The following is a 19,942-nucleotide window of genomic DNA, read 5'->3' as shown; positions in this document are numbered from 1 at the left end:
CCAGCCGCAGATTGTCCAGCATTTTGTGGTCAAGAAGTGTTCAGTCAGGCCGATAGCTGATCTACAGGCATGGTGGGAGGACACATTATGCAGATCGAAGGCGTGGGCGCAGCCCAACCCAAGGGAGTGGGTGTTTCTCCCAAATCGCCGCAACAGGCGGAGTCAAAACAGGTCAAGAGCGAGGAAGAGGTCTCCTTGCACAAGCCGCCCAAGTGGGCGCAGGTACTGATCCAGCAGGCATTGCAGTTCTCGCTGGAGATCAACGGCCAGGGCTATCAGGCGCCGAAGGTGAAAGAGCCCGAGGAGATCACCCCGGAGACCCTGTTCGACTTCCAGTCGGTGGCGGACAACGTGCTGCAGTTCGTGACCGGGCGACTCGGTGCCGCGCGGGCCGATGGCAAATCCGACGACGACCTGACCGGGATGATGGAGCAGGCCCGCAAGGGGATCGACAAGGGCTTTGACGAGGCGAAGAAGCAGCTCGGCAAGTGGGCGACTGACAACGAGGATATCAAAACTGGTATCGATCAGAGCTACAAGCTGATCCAGAAAGGGCTCGAGGAGTTCGAGAAGGAGTTCTTCGGCAAGGTCTCCCCGACCGACATGGGGCAGGCCGAGATGGCCAGTCGCCAGCAGGGTTATCTGGAGATCCAGACCAAGGATGGCGACAAGGTAGTGCTGCGCTTCAACGACAGCTGGCAGACCAAGTCCCAGAAGGATGAGAGCGGTAGTCAGTTCAGCCTCAAGTCGAGCCAGAGCTTCAGTTTCTCGCTGGAGGGGGATCTCAGCAGTGAGGAGATGGAGTCCATCGGCAAGCTGGTCAAGGGAATCGACGAGCTGGCGGGGAGCTTCTTCTCCGGCAACTTCGAGGATCTGCTGGATAAGGCGAACGAACTGAAACTGGACGACAGTCAGCTGGCCTCCTACTCCCTCAAGCTCAAGCAGAGCGTCAAGCTGAGTCAGACCTATCAGGGAGCGCACTCCCTGCAGGATCTGCTCAAGCCATTTGCCGACTACCTGCCCAAGCTGGAGCAGGTGCAGAAACAGGCAGATACCCTGCTGCCACCATCCCAGCAACAGGCGCTGACCCCGGCCGTGCTGGCGGCGAGAGGGGAAGGGGAACCGGCACAGGTCGATCGCTTTACCAGCTTCAACCAGCGGATGCTGGAGGCGCTGCGGATGATCAGCCAGTTCCAGCCCTCCACCGAGCCCGCCAGCAAGCGCGTCTGAGCCACAGCGCGTTACGCAAGTAATGACCTGCCGTTTGCCAGCTCTTCCCGGGGCTGGCAAACTGGCCTTTTCTCCAATCCGGTTGCCCCATGAACTCCAAGAAGCCAAGAGACAAGCGCGAGCTCTGCTACCCCTTTATCTTCGAAACCTCGTTCAAATGTGATTTTGAAATCGCCACGGACGAGCTCTGCTGTCAGGTCGGGGCCGTGCTGTCACACCTTGCGCCGGATGCGGATACCGAGCCCATGCTGGCGGATCTCGCGGCGTTGCAGCGGCTTATCTACAACCTAAACGGCTCGGTACGCGGCAAGTTGGGGATCTTCGATGCAGACCTTGAGTGGCTCAAGGCCCGTTACGACCACTATAACGAGGCGAGTCGAGGCAGCGTCACCGGTTTCGTGCTGCCGCAGGGGCCGCAGCCCATTCCCACCCTCCATCTGTGCCGCTGCGGCAGCAAGAAGGTGGTACGGCTGCTGGTGCGGCTGGAAGAGAGCGAGGTGGTCTTCGATCCCATTCTCTATCGCTTCGCCAACCTGCTGGCCAACTTCTTCTTCGTGCTCACCGTCTACCTCAAGCAGTGCTGGCAGGTGCCGGAAGTGCCCTACGTCAGCATCAACTACTGATGGTGGCTGGCTAGGGGCCAGAGGTCATGGTGGATTGAATGGAATAAAAAACCGGAGCCTTGGGCTCCGGTTTTGTTTTTCAGCGCGTCAGTTGCCCGCTCAGCTGGAGATCAGCACCCGGGCCGAGTTGGCCGGAATGGTCAGCTGCACCTCGCCCTGCACCACTTCGAACTTGTCGCCGTTGAAGGCATCGGTGAAGCGGCTGGCGGGGCTGGCGGTCTGCCACAGGGGCAGGCTGATGGTGCGCGGCTCGCTCGGGTGGCGGTTGCAAGCCACTACCACCTGATCGCTTTGCAGGGTTCGGGCGAACACATAGCTGTGGGGCCCGGCGTAGAGGGTCTGGATATCGCCACGGCGCAGGGAGGGGCGCTGGCGGCGGATCTGGATCAGCCGACGATAGTGGTCGTGCAGCACATGATCCCAGTCTGTGGTATCCCACGGGAAGCAGCGGCGGCAGTCCGGGTCGTTGCCGCCGGAGAGCCCCACTTCATCGCCGTAGTAGATGGAGGGCACACCGATATAGGTGAGCAGCAGTGTGGCCGCGAGGCGCATCCGCTGCTTGTCCTCGCCCAGCAGATGGAGGAAGCGGGCGGTGTCGTGACTGTCCAGCAGGTTGAACTGGGCCAGCTGGTTCTTGAACGGGATATGGGCCCGCGCCAGTTTGAGCCAGCGATCCAGCTCTTCGGCGCTGATCTTGATGGGGTGGTAGGCGATATCCTTGCCAGCCAGGAAGGCACGGATCGGGTGGGCGAAGCCGTAGTAGTTCATGGCGCCGTCCTCCTGATCCCCTTGCAGCCACTGGCTCGCCTCGAAGAAGTGTTCGCCGAGCACATAGGCGTCCGGGTTCTCCTGCTTCACTGCCCCGCGAATGGCGCGCACGTGACCACTGTTGCCCTCGGCGGTGCCGCGCTCGCCCAACATGTGGATGACGTCAAAGCGCCAGCCATCGATCTGGTAGGGGGCGCGCATCCAGTAACGGAGGATGGCGTCATCGGCCCGATAGACGGCGTCCTGTACCTTCTCGCAGGAGAAGTCGAGCTTGGGCAGGCTGCGAATGCCCTTCCAGCTGACGTAATCCCCTTCTTTATCAAAGGTGTAGAAGCTGCGCCACGGGGAGTCCGGGTTGCTCTGAGCGCCCAGTGGCGGGCAGAACCAGGGGTGTTCGGTGGAGGTGTGGTTGACCACCGCATCGAGAATGATCTTCATGCCGCGCTGGTGCAGGTTGCGGGTCAGCTCGGCGAACTGCGCGTTGCTGCCGAGGTGGGCATCGACCTTGAAGTAGTCCTGGGTGTCGTACTTGTGGTTGCTCGGCGAATCGAAGATGGGGTTGAGGTAGAGCGCCGTCACCCCGAGAGATTGCAGATAGTGCAGCTTGGCATCGATCCCCGCCAGATCGCCACCGTAAAACTCGCAGGCGCCGTGGCCCTCTTCATGGCGACTGACCGGTTCGCCCCACGCCTTGCTGATGACCGCTTTGCCGCGATATTCGTACTCGTGATGCTTGACGCTCAGCGACGGGTCGCCGTTGCAGAAGCGGTCGGGGAAGATCTGGTAGAACACCTGATCCTGCACCCAGGCCGGTGGCTGGTGCAGGCTGTTGAAGCGAAAATGTTGCTCCCGTGGCGGCATGGACGCGCTGACGCCCGCCCCGTGCAGCCACCACTGCTCCTCGTCGGTGAGGCACTTGAAGCTGTAGAGGTGGATATCCTGTCCCTTGATGAGCGGCAGGGTCGCCTGCCACACCTGCAGCCGATCGCGGGTGGAGACCGCCGTCATCGGGATCAGGTACTCCTCGTTATCCGGCTCGTGGCGTAGCCACACCTCGCGGATCGGTGCATCCAGATCGCTAAAGAGGGTCAATTGCAGTGCGTCGGCGCTCTCTTTGAACCAGGGCGCCACCTGGGGATGAAACAGAAACGGATGGGTCATGATGCTTATTGAGTCAGAAGATCGGCAAGGGCATTACCCTGTTCATGCAGTGTTTCGAGCTGGCCTGCCAGCGACTTGGGATCCAGTCCCAACTGGTCGGCGAGCGGTTTGGGGAAGCGGGCGATGATGGCCTGGGCAGGCACTCCCGCGTTCCAGGCGAAGGAGATAAACACGGCGAGGCGGATCAGCACCGCCTCCTTGCTGACCGGATCGTGGGAGAGGGGATCCAGCTGTTGGGAGATGGCATCGACGAAGGCCTCGGAGAGGTTCCAGCGCCGCGCCAGCTCGGCACCGAGCTGGGCGTAGTCGTAACCCAGCATCTCCCGCTGTGCCTCGACCCGGCTGCTCCCCTTCTGGATCGCCAGATTGATGAGCTCCGCCTCTTCCGGCAAGGTACTCTGGATCAGTAGTTCGCCGATGTTGTGGATAAGAGCACAGGTGAAGGCGGTCTCGGGGTCGAGCACCTTGGCCTCCTGCGCCAGGGTCCGGGCTATGGTGGCGACCTGGAAGGTCTCGGTCCAGAACTTGTTCTTGTCGAAGCTGGGCGGGGCCTTGAAGGTGCCGATGATGCCGGAAGCGACCACCACAGAGCGCAGTCGGTTGAAGCCGAGGCGGATCACCGCCTGTTCGATGGAGGTCACTTCGTTGCCACGGCGCAGGGCGGCCGAGTTGGCCATCTTTAGCACCTTGACGCTGATCACCTGGTCCATGGCGATCTTGGCCGCAATCTGGTCGATGCGGGCATTCTCGTCGTTGAAGCTCTGCATCAACTCGTGCAGCAGCTTGGGAATAGTGGGGAGTTGTTTGATCTTGTCAAACAGGCGATCCATCGACATGGCTGAGGCAGCCTCCGTTGCGAACTCTGCCTCATATTGTGCCACAGCCGGACAACATGTTCCTGTTTGTGATGCGGCTTTGTGAGCGCTAGAACACCCAGTCGCGCAAGGTGTATTCCAAACGGTGCTGTTTGCCCTGCAGGATCAGGTTCTGACTGGTGCCGCTCAAGGTCGCCCCCTCGGTAAGGGTGGTCAGTACAGCCTGTTCGATAGTGTCGAGCGGCGGCATGCAGGCCATTTCGGTGCTGCCCAGACTGGTGATCCACAGTTTCTCATCTTCCAGATGGCCCTGACCGAAGTAGCGGTTGCAACCGGCGATGCCGTTGACGGTGAAGTGCTCGCCGATCTCGAAATCGGGAGGATTGTCGCGGGGGGCCTTGATCGGTTCGCCATCCAGTTTGCTCAGTACCCAGTGGTGGTGTTGCAGATCTTGCTGAACAAAGGCGGTCGAGCTGCAGCCAGCGAGCAGTAACAGGGGGATCAGCAAAAAGGGCAATCTGGGCATGAGGGGGCTCCGGTTGGGGGAGCGTCAAGAATACCCTTTTTGGGCAGTCGGGAGCAGGGCGGGAGAGGGGACGACCGACCGCTTCTGTCGCCCCTTGTCCCGCACGACTGTCGCTTAATGGCAACACACGGGTGATGTTGCCATCGATTTACGCTATCTCAGGGCTCAGTTGGCGAACAGCCGCTCGGCATAACGGGCAAGACCCGCAGCCACCGAGCCAAAGTCATCGCCACCCTCAAGCGGGATGGAGGGGATCTTCTGGCGGATAAAGCTGGCGATCAGCGGCGAGCGGGCGCTACCGCCGGTGACGAAGATGCGGTCGGGTTGCACGCCGGCGGCGGCGATCGCCTCATCCATCAGCTCGCCAATCTTCTCCAGCAGCAGGGCCGAGGCGTTGGCCAGCTGTTCGCGGGTCAGCTCCGCTTCCAACCCTTTTTCCAGCTCGGCCAGCGACTGGCGATTGAGCTCCTGCTCCGAGAGGGCGATCTTGCCCTGCTCGGCACGCCATACCAGCTGGTGGCTCAGCTTGTGGGCCCGCAGGCTGGCCAGACGTCCCAGCTTGCTGCCGGGTTGGCTGTCGAGCTGCAGATCCTGCAGCTGGCGGGCGGTGTCGAGGCTGTAGAAGCGGCTCTGGGCACTTACGTCGTTGATGGCGGCCGCATCCCAGAACAGCGGATGGGGCAGCGGCTTGCCGGTCTTGAGGGTCTCGTGCATGCCGAGCAGCGGCATCATCCCCTCCACCGTCAGGCGGATGTCGAAGTCGTTGCCGCCGATCCGCTGGCCGCTGTGGCCGAGCAGATCGCCGCTGCGATCCAGCTGATCTCGGTAGCTCGGACCCATCCGCAGCATGGAGCAGTCGGTGGTACCGCCGCCGATATCCACCACCAGTACCACGGCGTCTTCGGTGAGGCGCGCCTCGAATTCAAACCCGGCGGCCACCGGTTCATAGAGGAACTCCACCTGCTCGAAACCGGCCAGACGGGCCGCCTCGGTCAGGATGGCGATAGCTTGCTGGTTGCTCTCTTCCCCCGCCAGACCCTGGAAGTTGACCGGACGGCCGATCACCGCCTGGCGGATCGGGGCGTCGAGCTGCTGCTCCGCCTGCTGGCGGACATGGAGCATCATGGCGCAGACGATGTCTTCAAACAGGGCGATCTGGGGGGCCTTGAGGCCATAGGCGCCGAGGAAGGATTTTGGCGATTTGATGTAGTAGCCGTCGTCCGGCTCTTCCAGATAGCGCTCCAGCGCGGCACCGCCAAAGCTCAGCTCGTCGATCAGTCCCTCTTCGCGCATCTGGCGGCGAACCGTCTGGGCGCGGGTGACCACGGGGCCACGCAGTTTGAGGTACTCCGCCTGCTGGGCGGGGGCCAGCCCTTCGGCCAGCAGACCGGCGATAGCATCCCGGTGGGGGGCATGCAGGGTGGAGGGGAGATAGCGGGATGCACCAAGATTCAGCAGCCTGGGGCTACCTTGTTCCATCACGGCCACGGCACAGTTGGAGGTGCCGTAATCAAATCCGATAAACATGGGCGCCAGACTCCTGAATAAAAAAGGGGGGCTAGCCTACCCGAAGGCGCCGGGTCTCACAACCCGGCGCGTGACGAAGAGAGGGCGAGCCCCTATTCCACTTCGTTGTCGCAGCGGCCCTGGCTCTCGATGGCGCGGATATTGCCAAGAGTGGTATCGGCGATGGCGTGCAGCGCCTCGCGGGTCAGGAACGCCTGATGGCCGGTGAACAGCACGTTGTGGCAGGCGGACAGACGGCGGAATACGTCATCGGTGATCACCTCGTTGGACTTGTCGGAGAAGAAGAGATCCTCTTCCTCTTCGTAGACGTCCAGCCCCAGCGCGCCGATACGGGAGGTCTTGAGCGCCTCGATGGCGGCGTTGGAGTCGAGCAGGCCGCCACGGCTGGTGTTGATGATCATCACCCCGTCCTTCATCTTGGCAAATGCCTCCTTGTTCAACAGGTGGTAGTTCTCTTTGAACAGCGGGCAGTGCAGGCTGATGATGTCGGATTGGCGGAACAGGGTATCGAGATCCACATACTCGGCTCCCAGCTCGATGGCTGCCGGATTCTGGTAAGGATCGTTGGCCAGCAGGCGAACCCCGAAGCCCTTGAGGATGCGCAGGGCGGCCAGACCGATCTTGCCGGTGCCGATGACGCCAACGGTCTTGCCATGCATGTTGAAGCCGACCAGCCCCTCCAGCGAGAAGTTGGCGTCGCGGGTGCGCTGATAGGCTTTGTGGATGCGGCGGTTGAGGCACATCATCATGCCGACCGCGTGTTCTGCGGTCGCCTCGGGGGAGTAGGCGGGCACCCGCACCACTTTCAGCCCCAGCTCTTTGGCCGCGGCCAGGTCCACGTTGTTGTAACCGGCGCAGCGCAGGGCGATCACCTGGGTGCCGTTGGCAGCCAGTTCGGTCAATACCTCGCGGTCGGCATCGTCATTGACGAACAGACACACCACTGGGAAGCCGTGAGCCAGTCGGGCCGTTTTGGCCTCCAGCCGCACATCGAAAAACTCTAGGTCGAAGCCGTACTGGCTGTTGGCCTGGTTGAAATGCTCTTTGTCATAGCTCTTGGTACTGAATACGGCGACTTTCATGGTATGTGCTCCGCAGCGTGTGTGTCGTCAAATTACAACAAAATGGGTCAGCTATCACCGGACAAACCGGCTGGTTATTGTCCCCACGGCATGATGGGAACGGCGCTGACTGCACTTTTGTACGAACCATCCACCAGTTTGGTGCTGTAGGTCAGGTAAACCAGTGCATTGCGTTTCTTGTCGTAAAAACGCACCACTTTCTGCTCCTTGAACACCAGCGAAGTGCTGACATCGAACACCTCTTCGCCCGCTTTCAGCTTTTCGGGCAGGGTGATGGGGCCGATCTGGTGGCACGACAGGGAGGCGTGGGAGGGATCTTCCGCCAGTCCCAGCCCACCTTTGACGCCACCTGTCTTGGGGCGCGCCAGATAGCAGGCGACACCGTCGATGCGCGGGTCGTCGAATGCCTCCACCAGGATCTTGTGGTTGGGGCCAAACAGCTTGAAGGCTGTGCTCACTTCACCGACCGGGTCGGCCTTGTCGGCCAGCGCCGGGCCGGCAAACAGGGCCCCCAGCAGCAGGGGCAGGGCGCGGCGCAGGGCATTATGTCGCGTGTGGTTATGTGTCATGGTCTCTCCTGTTGGCCCGGCACTCCTCAATAGGGAATGCCCAGGCGACGATAGAGGCTGGCGAGCACCCAGGCGGGGCCTATCAGCAGAAATTGCAGGTCGGCGAGGAAGGAGGGGCGTTTGCCCTCGATCTTGTGGCCGACAAACTGGGCTATCCAGAGAATCACGAACGCCGCCACCGCGGGCCACAGCAGCGGCCCCTGCCATTGGTGGCAGATCCACAGTCCCAGTGCGGTTAGCCCGGCCATCCCCGCGAACAGCGAAAACGACAGCTGCAGATAGAACAGCAGCACCGGAATAGCCGCCACTGCCGCCCAGTTGAGGATCTCTGGCAAGGGCCCGTGTGGCAGACACCAGAGCAGCGCCAGCGAGCAGAAATAGATGCCCGGCACCGCCAGCTTATGGATGGCGACGTTGACCGGATGGCGATGGCTCTGGCCGTACTCCTCAAACCACTCCTGGATTCCCTTCATGGCACCTCCCTGGCGCACTGTGTTCTCGCAGCCTGACCTTCGTGGTCAGGCGTTCGTGATGCTTATCCTTGCGGTGGATACTCCCAATATTGGGCCGGAATGGATTTTAGCAACGGGGTCATATCCGGATTGGGCAGGGCGATGGTGACCCGCTGATCGAGGTTGGCGCTGGCGAGCGCTTCGCGGATCTTGGGGTTGTCATTGAAGAACTTCATGAAGCTGCCATCGGCATAGGCCCGCTCCAGCCCGGTCTGAATCGCCTTGGCCAGCTTGGGGTATTCGGGGCTGACGAAGAAGAATTGGGCGAAGGGGTAGCGGATCAGCAGATGCTGCTCGATGGCGAGGTTGGGATACTGCGCCACCAGCTCGCTGCGCTCGGCGAAGATCTCCACCAAGGCGCGCGGGAAGAAGTCGATCTTGTCGCCGTCGTTGATAAGGCGAAACAGGCTGCTGTATCGGCCGGAGAAGGTCGGGATGCCCGCATTTTCCAGAATTTTGTTATCGGCCCAACCGACCCCTTGCGCCGCCTTCAGCTGTTTGAGATCGGCCAGGGTATTGATCTGGTTGAACTTCTCCTGAGCGTCCGCGTGGATGAACGACAGCCGCAATCCTTCCAGTCCGCGAAACAGCGGAATGGGGACGGCAATCAGGGAGGATTCGAGTGCGCTGGAGGTACCCATCCAGAAGACGTTGATGGTCTTGCCCTTGCTCAGCTGCTGCTGAAGGGTGAACTGGTTGAGGTCGAGTTCGACAGGCTGGATGCGAAAGGGTTGTCCGGAGCGGGTCAGGGCCAGTTCCAGCAGTTTGAGCTGGTACTCCTGATCAAGATTGTTGACGGGACGGCTGGGAACCTTGACCGTCAGAACCTGTGCTTGTGCCAGCAGTGGCAGGCACAAACACAGTTTGATGAGCCATTTCACTCTCTATTCTCCTGTAGATTCCGGAAGGTGTCCGGAGTCTAACAGAACTTGTCACCATCTTGCTGCGAGGCGTTGTGCAAGGTTGAGCGCGGGCCCAGCCTTGCTGGCGTCTGTTGCACCTGAATGGTGACGGTTCTTCGAAGAATCAGGCGACGCGGCGGAACACGTGGGTATCGTTAAATTCCTTGGTGCTCTGGCATTCGACGCAGAAACGGGACTCTGGACGAGCTTGCAGCCGCTTGAGAGAGATCTCGTCACCACAAGATTCACAGTAACCGAAATCTCCATCGTTCATTCGCTTCAATGCGCCCCTCAGCTTGCGCAGGTGCAGCTTGTCGTGCTCGATGCGGTTCAGCTCCAGACGGCGGGCTTCCTCGATACTGGCACGGTCAATTTCATCGGCCATCTCGTTGGTGTCGGTGGCGATGGCCTGGCTGGCCTGGGAGTTCAGGCGCTCTTCGAGCTCGGCGATCTGCCGCTCGATCTGCCCCTTGTAAAAGGCCAGTTGGTCTTCAGTCATGAAATCACACATACGATTTACTACCAGTCAGTTTACTAACCCAATTATCCCTGTTTATGGGGGCTGTCTGCCTGCAGACCAAGCCCTTCTCGTCTGATTTGCACCGTTTTCATGCAAGAGAGTGCAAATCAGGGCGGGCCTTGTACCAAAAAAAAGCAGCCAAGCAAAGCAAATAGGACAGGGATTGTGCGCCTTTGCAAAAAAATGGCCCCTTTAGCGGCTGATCTGACGGGATCTGACATCTGGTTTTGGCCGGTTGGCACCGGCTTTGCACTGGGGAGAGGCGAGGCCACGAGTGTTTAGTATTTGGTGCCGACTTGGTCATTATATGCGCCGTTATTTATAGTTTTTTAAACACCACTGCTTGACATTACCCCTGATAGCGGGCTTTTATGGTGGTGTTGATTACAATTTGATAACAAGGGTGTTCCATATATTAGACACCCTTGCCAATGGCAACCGTAGAGTCGGGGTTTAACATGGACAGTATCAAGGGCTGGATGGAGAGCAATCGCATCACGGAAGTGGAGTGTCTCTTCCCTGATTTCACCGGCAACGCCCGGGGCAAGATCATCCCAGCCAACAAGTTTTTGCGAGAAGGGGGCATGCGTCTGCCCGAGGTGATCTTCACCCAGACAGTGACCGGCGAATATCCGGATGACGACAGCATGATCGATCCGCTGGAGCGGGACATGCAGCTCTATCCTGACCCCAACACCATCCGTTTCGTCCCTTGGGCGCTGGAACCTACCGCTCAGGTTATCCATGACTGTTACGACGTCAACGGCAAGCTGATCGACATTGCACCTCGCTCCGTACTGCGTCGGGTTCTGTCATTTTACGAGGCTCAGGGCTGGAAGCCGGTGGTGGCGCCCGAGCTGGAGTTCTATCTGGTCACCCGCAACGAAGACCCCGACTATCCGCTGATGCCGCCGGTAGGGCGCAACGGCCGTCCGGAGACCGCTCGCCAGTCCTTCAGTATCGATGCGGTCAACGAGTTCGATCCCATCTTCGAAGACATGTATGACTACTGCGAAGCGCAGGAGCTGGAGGTGGATACCCTGATCCACGAGTCCGGTGCTGCCCAGATGGAGATCAACTTCCTGCACGGGGATGCCATCGATCTGGCGGATCAGGTGTTCCTTTTCAAGCGCACCATGCGTGAGGCGGCCCATCGCCACGGCATCTACGCCACCTTTATGGCCAAGCCGATGAGCAACGAGCCGGGCTCCGCCATGCACATCCACCAGAGTCTGGAGGATATGAACGGTCGAAATCTGTTCGGCACCCCGGATGGCGGCAACTCCGAACTCTTCATGCATTTCATCGCAGGTCTGCAGAAGTACACCCCGGCGGTGACAGCCCTGCTGGCTCCCAATGTCAACTCCTACCGCCGCCTCACCTTCGGTGAGAGCGCGCCACGCAACGTCCAGTGGGGTGTCGAGAACCGCACCTGTGGTCTGCGGGTACCCTTCTCCGACCCGAGTGCCCGCCGGGTGGAGAACCGCTTCGCCGGTGCCGATGCCAACCCCTATCTGGCGCTGGCCGCCACCCTGGCGTGCGGCTATCTCGGCATGATGGAGAAGCTGGAGCCCATGCAGGAGATGAAATCCAGCGCCTACGACCTGCCCTACAGTCTGCCCCGCTCGCTGGAGGAGGCGCTCAGCCATCTCGAACAGTGCGAGCCGATCAAGGAGATGTTGGGGGAGCGCTTCACACGCGCCTTTGTCGCGGTCAAACGCAAAGAGTACGAGACCTACTTCGGGGTGATCAGCCGCTGGGAGCGAGAGTTCCTGCTGCTGAACGTCTGACCCGGATGCGTGCCGGCCACGCATCGTCCGAATCGGGGAGGCAGGCTGCCTCCCCTGCCTGTAACCGGTAATACGGGATGGAGGAGTGCCTCCGCCTGCGGATGGTTGTGAGCGGAAGTTGGCTCGCCACCGCTCTGGTTGCATGGTTGATAACAGTTTTTGGCTCGAATTGAAGGATGTGAGGAGCAGGCCGTGCCGCAGTCCACGCGAAAGTGGCAGTGATTGCGGGAGTGGCAGCCCTCCTGATGATTGACGAACAGAACCAGCTAAATCGAAGGAACCGAGGAGCTAACAATGCAACAGACTACCCGTGAGTGGCAGCAGCAGGATGCCAGCCACCACCTGCACCCCTTTACCGACTTTCAGGCTCTGAACAAGAAGGGCAGCCGTATCATCACCAAAGCCAGTGGCGTCTATCTGGAAGACTCCGAAGGCAAGCGCATTCTGGACGGCATGGCGGGGCTTTGGTGCGTCAATATGGGCTATGGTCGGCAGGAGCTGGTGGATGCTGCCACCCGTCAGATGCAGCAGTTGCCCTACTACAACCTCTTCTTCCAGACCGCGCACCCGCCGGTGATCGAGCTGGCCACCTTGCTGGCCGAAGTGACGCCATCCCATCTCAACCATGTCTTCTTTACCGGCTCCGGCTCCGAGTGCAACGACACCGTGCTGCGGATGGTGCGCCACTACTGGGCCAGCAAGGGGCAACCGGAAAAACAGGTGATCATCAGCCGCCACAACGCCTATCACGGCTCCACCGTGGCGGGGGCGAGTCTGGGTGGCATGAAAGGGATGCATGCCCAGGGTGGTCTGCCCATTCCCGGCATAGTGCACATCGACCAGCCTTATCACTTCGGTGAGGGGCAGGGGATGAGTGCCCACGAGTTCGGGCTGGAGCGGGCCCGTCAGCTGGAGCAGAAGATTCTGGAGCTGGGGGTGGAGAAGGTGGCCGCCTTTATCGGCGAGCCGATCCAGGGGGCGGGCGGTGTCATCATTCCGCCTGACAGCTACTGGCCGGAGATCCAGCGCATCTGCGATCACTACGGCATTTTGCTGATAGCCGACGAGGTGATCTGCGGCTTTGGCCGTACCGGCCACTGGTTTGCCAGCGAAGGGTTTGGCATCAAGCCGGATCTGATGTGTCTGGCCAAGGGGATTACCTCCGGTTATCTGCCGCTCGGCGCTGTGATGGTGAGTGACCGGGTTGCCAAGGGGCTGGTGGAAGAGGGGGGCGAGTTCAACCACGGCTTCACCTACTCAGGCCATCCGGTCTCTTGCGCGGTGGCGGTGGCCAATATCCAGCTTATGCAAAAGGAGAGCATAGTTAAGCGAGTGCATGATACCATCGGCCCCTATTTGCAGCGCCGCTGGGCAGAGCTGGCCGATCATCCGCTGGTGGGTGAAACCCGTGGCCGCGGGCTGGTCGCAGCCCTGGAAATCGTCCAGGACAAGCAGACCAACCGGCGTTTCCCGGCCCATGCCAATGCCGGGATGACTTGCCGGGAATTCTGTTTTAACAATGGCTTGGTGATGAGGGCGGTAGGCGATACCATGATCATATCGCCCCCCTTGGTGATCACCGAGGAACAGGTTGATGAATTGGTCAAGCTAGCCAGGCTCAGTCTGGATCTGACAGCCGCCAAGCTGAAGGGTTGAGGTGCGGCCGGGCAGGTTTGCATGCGCATACAATTTGCTTAGGAGACAAGGATGATGTCTTTCAAAACGGGAGTGATCGCTGCCTCTGTGGCTCTGGTCATGGCAAGTGCCGGAGCAATGGCTGAAGAGAAGGTGTTGCACGTCTACAACTGGAGCGACTATATCGCCCCGGATACCCTGGAAAACTTCCAGAAGGAGACGGGCATCAAGGTGGTTTATGACGTGTTTGACAGCAACGAGGTACTGGAAGCCAAGTTGCTGGCTGGTAAATCCGGCTACGACATCGTGGTGCCGTCCAACCCCTTCCTGGCCAAACAGATCAGGGCTGGCGTGTTCCAGAAGCTGGACAAGTCCAAGCTCTCCAACTGGCAAAATATGGATACCGACCTGCTCAAGGCGCTCGACCCGAGCGATCCGGGCAACCAGTACTCCATCCCCTATCTGTGGGGCACCATCGGTTATGCCTACAATGCCGAGAAGGTGAAGGCCGTACTGGGGGCCGATGCGCCGCTCAACTCCTGGGATCTGGTGTTCAAGCCGGAGAACATGGCCAAGCTGAAGGAGTGCGGCGTCTCCTTCCTCGACTCGCCGACCGAAATGTTACCGGCCGCCCTGCAATATCTGGGCTTCAAACCGGATAGCCAGAAGCCGGACGAGCTGAAGAAGGCCGAGGAGCTGTTCCTCTCCATTCGTCCCTATACCGCCTATTTCCACTCCTCCAAGTACATCTCGGATCTGGCCAACGGCAACTTGTGTGTTGCTGTCGGTTACTCCATGGATTTGCAGCAGTCCAAGGCGCGGGCGGCGGAAGCCAAAAATGGCGTGGCACTGACCTACACCATTCCGAAAGAGGGGGCAGGCAGCTTCTTTGACATGATCGCCATCCCGGCGGATGCCAAGAACGTCGAGGCGGCCCACACCTTCATCAACTATCTGATGAAGCCCGACGTGATCGCCAACATCACCAATCAGGTGCAGGCGCCTAACGGCAACAAGGCTGCGACCCCGCTGGTTGACGAGGCGATCCGTACCGATCCGGGGGTTTATCCGGACTCTGCAACCTTGCAGAAGATCTACACCTTCCCAGATCTGCCGGCCAAGGTGCAGCGTCTGATGACCCGCAGCTGGACCAAGATCAAGTCCGGTAAGTAACGAATACCCCTCCCGGTCCGCAGTTCGGCCGGGAGGGTAGTGATGCCATCCATCCGGATGGGCCGCGCGAATGGATGCGCAGACGGTCAACCACTGAACAGGAGAACTGACACCGTGAATACAACCAGATTGCTAACCATAGCGCTGACCATGGGATTGGCGAATGCAGTCCAGGCAGCCCCTGTGCTCCATTTCTACAACTGGTCTGACTATATCGGCGAGACCACCCTCAGCGATTTCCAGCAGGAGACCGGGATCAAGACCGTCTATGACGTATTTGACTCCAACGAAACCCTGGAAGGCAAGTTGCTGACCGGACGGACCGGTTACGATCTGGTGGTGCCCTCAAATAATTTCCTCTCCAAGCAGATCAAGGCGGGGGCTTTCCAGAAGCTGGACAAGAGCTTGCTGCCCAATCTGGCCAACCTGGATCCCGTGCTGCTCAAGCAGCTCGAGAAGGTGGATCCGGGCCATCAGTACGCGGTGCCCTATCTGTGGGGAACCAACGGCATCGGCTACAACGTCGACAAAATCAAGGCGGTGCTGGGGGTCGACAAGATCGACTCCTGGGCGGCCATCTTCGAGCCGGAAAACATGGAGAAGCTCTCCCGTTGCGGCGTCGCCTTCCTCGACTCGGCAGACGAGATGATCCCGGCTGCCCTCAACTACCTTGGACTGAACCCCAACAGCCAGGACGCGGCCGATATCAAGCGCGCCGAGGCGCAGTTGCTCAAGGTGCGCCCCTATGTGGCCTACTTCCACTCCTCCAAATACATAGGTGATCTCGCCAACGGCGATATCTGTGTGGCAGCGGGCTTTTCCGGCGACATCTTGCAGGCGGCAGCCCGTGCCGACGAGGCAGGCAAGGGGGTGAAGATTGCCTACAGCATTCCTAAAGAGGGGGGCAATCTCTGGTTCGACATGATGGCGATCCCGTCTGATGCCACCAATGTCAAAGAGGCACATGCTCTCATCAACTATGTTCTGCAGCCCGAGGTGATCGCCAAGGTCAGCAATTATGTGGGCTATGCGAACCCCAATGCCAAGGCTGGCGAGTTCATGGATGAGACGGTGCGCAATGATGAGGGGGTTTATCCGCCTCAGGCTGTGCTGGAGCGGCTCTATGTGCAGGAGGCACATTCCCGCGCGGTACAGCGTCAAATCACCCGGAGTTGGAGCAAGATCAAGTCCGGTACCTGACCTTGGTGCCCGCTCTGGGGCGCCAAATCGCTTTTATGGATTGGCCGTGAGGCCAGTATCACGTTAGGGAGTTTGGTAATGGCGATAGCCTCCAGTGCCTACAAGAAAGCCCTTGAGGGCAGCCAGCAACGCAAAGAAGTGCTGGTAAAAATAGACAGGGTTAGCAAGCAGTTCGATGAAACCCTGGCGGTCGATAATGTTTCCCTGAATATTCACAAGGGGGAGATCTTCGCCCTGCTGGGAGGATCCGGTTCCGGTAAATCGACCTTGCTGCGGATGCTGGCAGGGTTCGAGCGCCCGACCGAAGGGCGTCTGTTCCTCGACGGGGTGGATATCACCGATATGCCCCCCTATGAACGCCCCATCAACATGATGTTCCAGTCCTACGCCCTGTTTCCCCATATGACGGTGGCACAGAATATTGCTTTCGGTCTCAAGCAGGATGGCCTGCCCAAGGCCGAGATCGACGCCCGTGTCGAAGAGATGCTCAAGCTGGTACAGATGACCCAGTATGCCCGTCGCAAGCCGCACCAGCTCTCCGGTGGCCAGCGCCAGCGGGTAGCGCTGGCCCGTTCGCTGGCGAAACGTCCCAAGTTGCTGCTGCTTGATGAGCCGATGGGGGCGCTCGACAAGAAGCTGCGCTCCAAGATGCAGCTGGAGCTGGTGGAGATCATCGAGCGGGTCGGGGTTACCTGTGTCATGGTGACCCACGATCAAGAAGAGGCCATGACCATGGCGGAGCGGATCGCCATCATGCATCACGGTTGTATCGAGCAGATCGGTAGCCCGATGGATATCTACGAAACCCCGGCCAGTCGGCTGGTGTGCGAGTTCATCGGCAACGTCAACCTGTTCGACGGCCTGCTGGTGGAGGATGAGCAGGACCACGCCATCATCGCCTGTGCCGATCTGGAGCAGCCCATCTATGTGGGCCACGGGATCAGCTCCCGTGCCGAGAACAAGAAGGTGACCTACGCCCTGCGGCCGGAGAAGCTGCTGATGAGCCTGCAAAAGCCGGCCGAAATCGAGCATCCGGACTTCAACTGGACCAAGGGCGAGGTCTATGACATCGCTTATCTGGGCGGACACTCGGTGTACCACATCCAGCTGCCCTCGGGCAAAATCGTTCAGGCTTTCATCGCCAATGCCGAACGCCACGGCAAGCGGCCAACCTGGGATGACCAGGTGTTCCTCTACTGGGAAGATGACAGCGGCGTGGTGCTGCAATCATGAAGATCTTGCAACGACTGAAGCGGGGCGGAGGGCGCCGGCTGGTGATCGGCATCCCCTTCTTCTGGCTGTTCCTCTTCTTCCTGCTGCCCTTTGTCATAGTGGTAAAGATCAGTTTTGCGGAAGCGGATGTGGCGATCCCGCCCTACACCGACGTGGTGAGCTGGGCCGACAATCAGCTCACCATCCTGCTCAATATGGGGAACTACCTGCTGCTGCAGGAGGATGAGCTCTATATCGCGGCCTATCTGGGCTCCCTCAAGATGGCCTTCGTCAGCACCCTGCTCTGCCTGTTGATTGGCTATCCGATGGCCTACTCCATCGCTCGGGCCAACAAGGAGACCCAGACCGTTCTGCTGTTGCTGATCATGATGCCGACCTGGACCGCCATTCTGATTCGGGTCTATGCGTGGATGGGGATCCTCAGTAACAACGGCCTGCTCAACAGCGTCTTGCTGGGGATCGGGCTGATTGACGAACCGCTGCAGATCCTCAATACCAACCTGGCGGTCTATATCGGCATCGTTTACTCCTATCTGCCCTTCATGGTGCTGCCGCTTTACGCCAATCTGGTCAAACACGATCAGAGCCTGCTGGAGGCGGCCTCCGACCTGGGGGCCCGCAACCTGACCCGTTTCTGGCAGATCACTGTGCCGCTCTCCAAGAACGGCATTATCGCCGGCTGCATGCTGGTGTTTATTCCGGTGGTGGGGGAGTTCGTTATTCCGGAAATGCTGGGCGGCCCGGAGACCCTGATGATCGGTAAGGTGCTATGGCAGGAGTTCTTCAACAACCGCGACTGGCCGGTCGCCTCTGCACTGGCGGTGGTGATGCTGGCGGTGCTGATCATTCCGATCATCCTCTTCAACCGTAACCAGGCCAAAGAGCTGGAGGGCAAGGCATGATGAGACGTTTCGGTTTTGCCAAGCTGATGCTCTGGCTTGGGCTGCTGTTTATCTACCTGCCCATGATCATCATGGTGATCTACTCCTTCAACGCCTCCAAGCTGGTGACGGTGTGGGGCGGATGGTCACTCAAGTGGTACTTCGGCCTGCTCGACAACAAGCAGCTGATTGGATCCGTGTTCCGCTCGCTGGAGATCGCTTTTTACACCGCGATCGCCGCGGTGGCGCTGGGGACGGTGGCGGCATTCGTGCTGACCCGAATTCCCCACTTCCGTGGTCGCACCCTGTTCGGTGGCATGGTGACGGCACCGCTGGTGATGCCCGAGGTGATCACCGGTCTGTCGCTGCTGCTGCTGTTCGTGGCGATGGCCCAGCTGGTGGGATGGCCCGCCGAGCGGGGCATGTTGACCATCTGGATCGCGCACACTACCTTCTGTACCGCCTACGTAGCCATCGTTGTGTCGGCGCGGTTGCGGGAGCTGGATCTCTCCATCGAGGAGGCGGCCATGGATCTTGGCGCCAAGCCGTGGAAGGTGTTCTTCCTGATCACCATCCCGATGATCGCCCCCTCGCTGGCGGCAGGCGGCATGATGTCGTTCGCCCTGTCGCTGGATGATCTGGTGCTGGCGAGCTTCGTCTCCGGCCCGGGCTCCACTACCTTGCCGATGGAGGTCTTCTCGGCGGTACGGCTCGGGGTGAAACCCGAGATCAACGCGGTAGCCAGCCTGATCCTGCTGTCGGTATCGCTCTTTACCTTCGGCAGCTGGTATCTGATGGCCAAGGCGGAGAAGCGCCGTCGCGCCGAGATCGCCATGAGCAACCAGATGCAGGCAGTCGCCTGACTCGTCAGATGATAAGATCCGCCTACTCTCGTCAATCCGGAGGATGAGTATGCGGATCTCCTTTTTCAGTGGTCGTGGCACCGAGCTGGTGCCCGGCCTCACCAGCGCCATTCACAAGCAACCGATCTCTGCACCAGTTCGCTGTACCTTTGCCGGTCTGGAAGGGGATGAGCAGTGTGACCTGCGCCACCACGGTGGCCCGGATCGGGCGCTCCACTACTATCCGGCCGATCACTATCTCTGGTGGCAGACCTGGCAAACCGCGCTGGGCTTGCCTGCGCCACGTACCCCCTGGCAACCTGCCGCCTTTGGCGAGAACCTCTCCGGTCTCGGGCTGACCGAGGCGCAAGCCTGCATCGGCGATGTCTATCGACTCGGTGAGGCACTGATCCAGATCAGCCAGCCGAGATCCCCCTGTTTCAAGCTCAACCAGCGCTTTGGCTATGGCCAGATGTCGCAGGTGATGCAGTTGGGTGGCCGCTGTGGCTGGTTGCTGCGGGTGCTGGAGGAGGGGATGGTGTCGCCGGAGCCGACCATGGAGCTGGTAGACAGACCCTATCCCGAACTGACGGTGAAGCGCACGGCGGACATCCTGTTCAATCAGGTGCGCAACGAGACCGACCTGCTGCTGTTGCTGGAGAATCCGGCCCTCTCGCCCAACTGGCGCCAGCATGCAGCCGACTGGCTGGAGCATGGCACTGTGGCTGACTGGCAGCGCCGTCTGCTGGGACCGGAGTCTTTGCGCTTACCCTGAGGCAGAGTTAGCGGAATGTCACCATCTGGCTGCATTTCGGCAAACGAGGGCCAAGGATGTTGAATAGTTGAGCAAATGGCCCTTTTTTTCTATTTAAATGCAAAAAAGGCTTGTGTCGGATCGGGGCTTTCGGTAAATTCCCGTCCCGCAGACATCGGTGTGTAGCGCAGCTTGGTAG

At 59.9% G+C, this 19,942-nt stretch carries 19 protein-coding genes; 10 read left to right on the top strand and 9 right to left on the bottom strand.

Annotated elements, in window-relative coordinates:
• Positions 1–87: 87 nt before the first annotated feature.
• Together G5253_RS17975 and G5253_RS17970 are read left to right on the top strand one after the other, a co-directional pair.
• On the top strand, positions 88–1,230 hold the full coding sequence (locus tag G5253_RS17975; protein WP_421203895.1) for a DUF5610 domain-containing protein: 1,143 nt from the start codon (positions 88–90) through the stop codon (positions 1,228–1,230).
• Between the two features lie 89 nt (positions 1,231–1,319).
• On the top strand, positions 1,320–1,853 hold the full coding sequence (locus tag G5253_RS17970; RefSeq protein WP_421203893.1) for an ATP--cob(I)alamin adenosyltransferase: 534 nt from the start codon (positions 1,320–1,322) through the stop codon (positions 1,851–1,853).
• Positions 1,854–1,952: 99 nt separating this feature from the next.
• Here the strand turns inward: G5253_RS17970 and malZ are convergent, their stop codons facing one another.
• The 9 genes from malZ to G5253_RS17925 form a co-directional block, all read right to left on the bottom strand.
• A complete protein-coding gene (gene malZ / locus G5253_RS17965; protein ID WP_421203891.1) occupies positions 1,953–3,782 on the bottom strand; it encodes a maltodextrin glucosidase in 1,830 nt (609 codons plus the stop codon).
• A gap of 5 nt (positions 3,783–3,787) precedes the next feature.
• Positions 3,788–4,618: an HDOD domain-containing protein gene (locus tag G5253_RS17960; RefSeq protein WP_216952646.1), complete on the bottom strand. Its 831-nt coding sequence runs from the start codon at positions 4,616–4,618 to the stop codon at positions 3,788–3,790.
• Between the two features lie 88 nt (positions 4,619–4,706).
• The gene (locus tag G5253_RS17955) at positions 4,707–5,123 is read right to left on the bottom strand and encodes an META domain-containing protein (protein WP_421203889.1); all 417 of its coding nucleotides are present in this window, start codon (positions 5,121–5,123) and stop codon (positions 4,707–4,709) included.
• Positions 5,124–5,288: 165 nt separating this feature from the next.
• Positions 5,289–6,650: a molecular chaperone gene (gene yegD, locus G5253_RS17950; RefSeq protein ID WP_266134959.1), complete on the bottom strand. Its 1,362-nt coding sequence runs from the start codon at positions 6,648–6,650 to the stop codon at positions 5,289–5,291.
• Positions 6,651–6,742: 92 nt separating this feature from the next.
• Positions 6,743–7,732 (bottom strand): 2-hydroxyacid dehydrogenase, encoded by a 990-nt coding sequence (locus tag G5253_RS17945; RefSeq protein WP_421203887.1) that lies wholly within the window; start codon positions 7,730–7,732, stop codon positions 6,743–6,745.
• Positions 7,733–7,806: 74 nt separating this feature from the next.
• Positions 7,807–8,301: a CreA family protein gene (locus tag G5253_RS17940; RefSeq protein WP_005355485.1), complete on the bottom strand. Its 495-nt coding sequence runs from the start codon at positions 8,299–8,301 to the stop codon at positions 7,807–7,809.
• A gap of 26 nt (positions 8,302–8,327) precedes the next feature.
• The gene (locus G5253_RS17935) at positions 8,328–8,774 is read right to left on the bottom strand and encodes a DUF962 domain-containing protein (RefSeq protein WP_219296766.1); all 447 of its coding nucleotides are present in this window, start codon (positions 8,772–8,774) and stop codon (positions 8,328–8,330) included.
• Between the two features lie 62 nt (positions 8,775–8,836).
• Positions 8,837–9,694, bottom strand: a complete 858-nt coding sequence (locus G5253_RS17930; RefSeq protein WP_216979720.1) for a hypothetical protein — start codon at positions 9,692–9,694, stop codon at positions 8,837–8,839.
• Between the two features lie 145 nt (positions 9,695–9,839).
• A complete protein-coding gene (locus G5253_RS17925) occupies positions 9,840–10,226 on the bottom strand; it encodes a TraR/DksA family transcriptional regulator (protein ID WP_216952650.1) in 387 nt (128 codons plus the stop codon).
• A 467-nt stretch (positions 10,227–10,693) separates the two neighbouring features.
• On the opposite strand from G5253_RS17925, the gene G5253_RS17920 reads away from it, so the two are divergent.
• The 8 genes from G5253_RS17920 to G5253_RS17885 all read left to right on the top strand — a co-directional run bounded on the left by G5253_RS17920 (position 10,694) and on the right by G5253_RS17885 (position 19,764).
• Entirely contained in the window at positions 10,694–12,025 is a 1,332-nt protein-coding gene (locus G5253_RS17920) for a glutamine synthetase family protein (protein WP_005342613.1), read from the top strand.
• Between the two features lie 294 nt (positions 12,026–12,319).
• The gene (locus G5253_RS17915) at positions 12,320–13,681 is read left to right on the top strand and encodes an aspartate aminotransferase family protein (RefSeq protein ID WP_216979719.1); all 1,362 of its coding nucleotides are present in this window, start codon (positions 12,320–12,322) and stop codon (positions 13,679–13,681) included.
• Between the two features lie 54 nt (positions 13,682–13,735).
• Positions 13,736–14,833 (top strand): extracellular solute-binding protein, encoded by a 1,098-nt coding sequence (locus tag G5253_RS17910; protein WP_201937706.1) that lies wholly within the window; start codon positions 13,736–13,738, stop codon positions 14,831–14,833.
• Positions 14,834–14,947: 114 nt separating this feature from the next.
• Positions 14,948–16,033, top strand: coding sequence for a polyamine ABC transporter substrate-binding protein (locus G5253_RS17905; protein WP_201937656.1), 1,086 nt, complete (start codon positions 14,948–14,950; stop codon positions 16,031–16,033).
• Between the two features lie 78 nt (positions 16,034–16,111).
• A complete protein-coding gene (potA, locus tag G5253_RS17900) occupies positions 16,112–17,266 on the top strand; it encodes a polyamine ABC transporter ATP-binding protein (RefSeq protein WP_216952652.1) in 1,155 nt (384 codons plus the stop codon).
• Positions 17,263–18,168: an ABC transporter permease subunit gene (locus G5253_RS17895; RefSeq protein WP_216952653.1), complete on the top strand. Its 906-nt coding sequence runs from the start codon at positions 17,263–17,265 to the stop codon at positions 18,166–18,168. The genes potA and G5253_RS17895 overlap by 4 nt, the downstream gene beginning before the upstream one ends.
• Entirely contained in the window at positions 18,165–19,010 is an 846-nt protein-coding gene (locus tag G5253_RS17890; protein ID WP_374995764.1) for an ABC transporter permease subunit, read from the top strand. The genes G5253_RS17895 and G5253_RS17890 overlap by 4 nt, the downstream gene beginning before the upstream one ends.
• Positions 19,011–19,059: 49 nt before the next feature.
• Positions 19,060–19,764 carry an MOSC domain-containing protein gene (locus G5253_RS17885; protein WP_266134962.1) on the top strand — a complete coding sequence of 235 codons (705 nt, stop codon included), beginning with the start codon at positions 19,060–19,062 and terminating at the stop codon, positions 19,762–19,764.
• Positions 19,765–19,942: the final 178 nt, after the last annotated feature.

It is taken from the genome of Aeromonas sp. 602658 (assembly GCF_049173005.1).
Lineage (GTDB): Bacteria > Pseudomonadota > Gammaproteobacteria > Enterobacterales > Aeromonadaceae > Aeromonas > Aeromonas veronii_A.
Note: the sequence above shows the minus strand (reverse complement) of the source record. Positions and strands in the feature narration are given on the sequence as shown.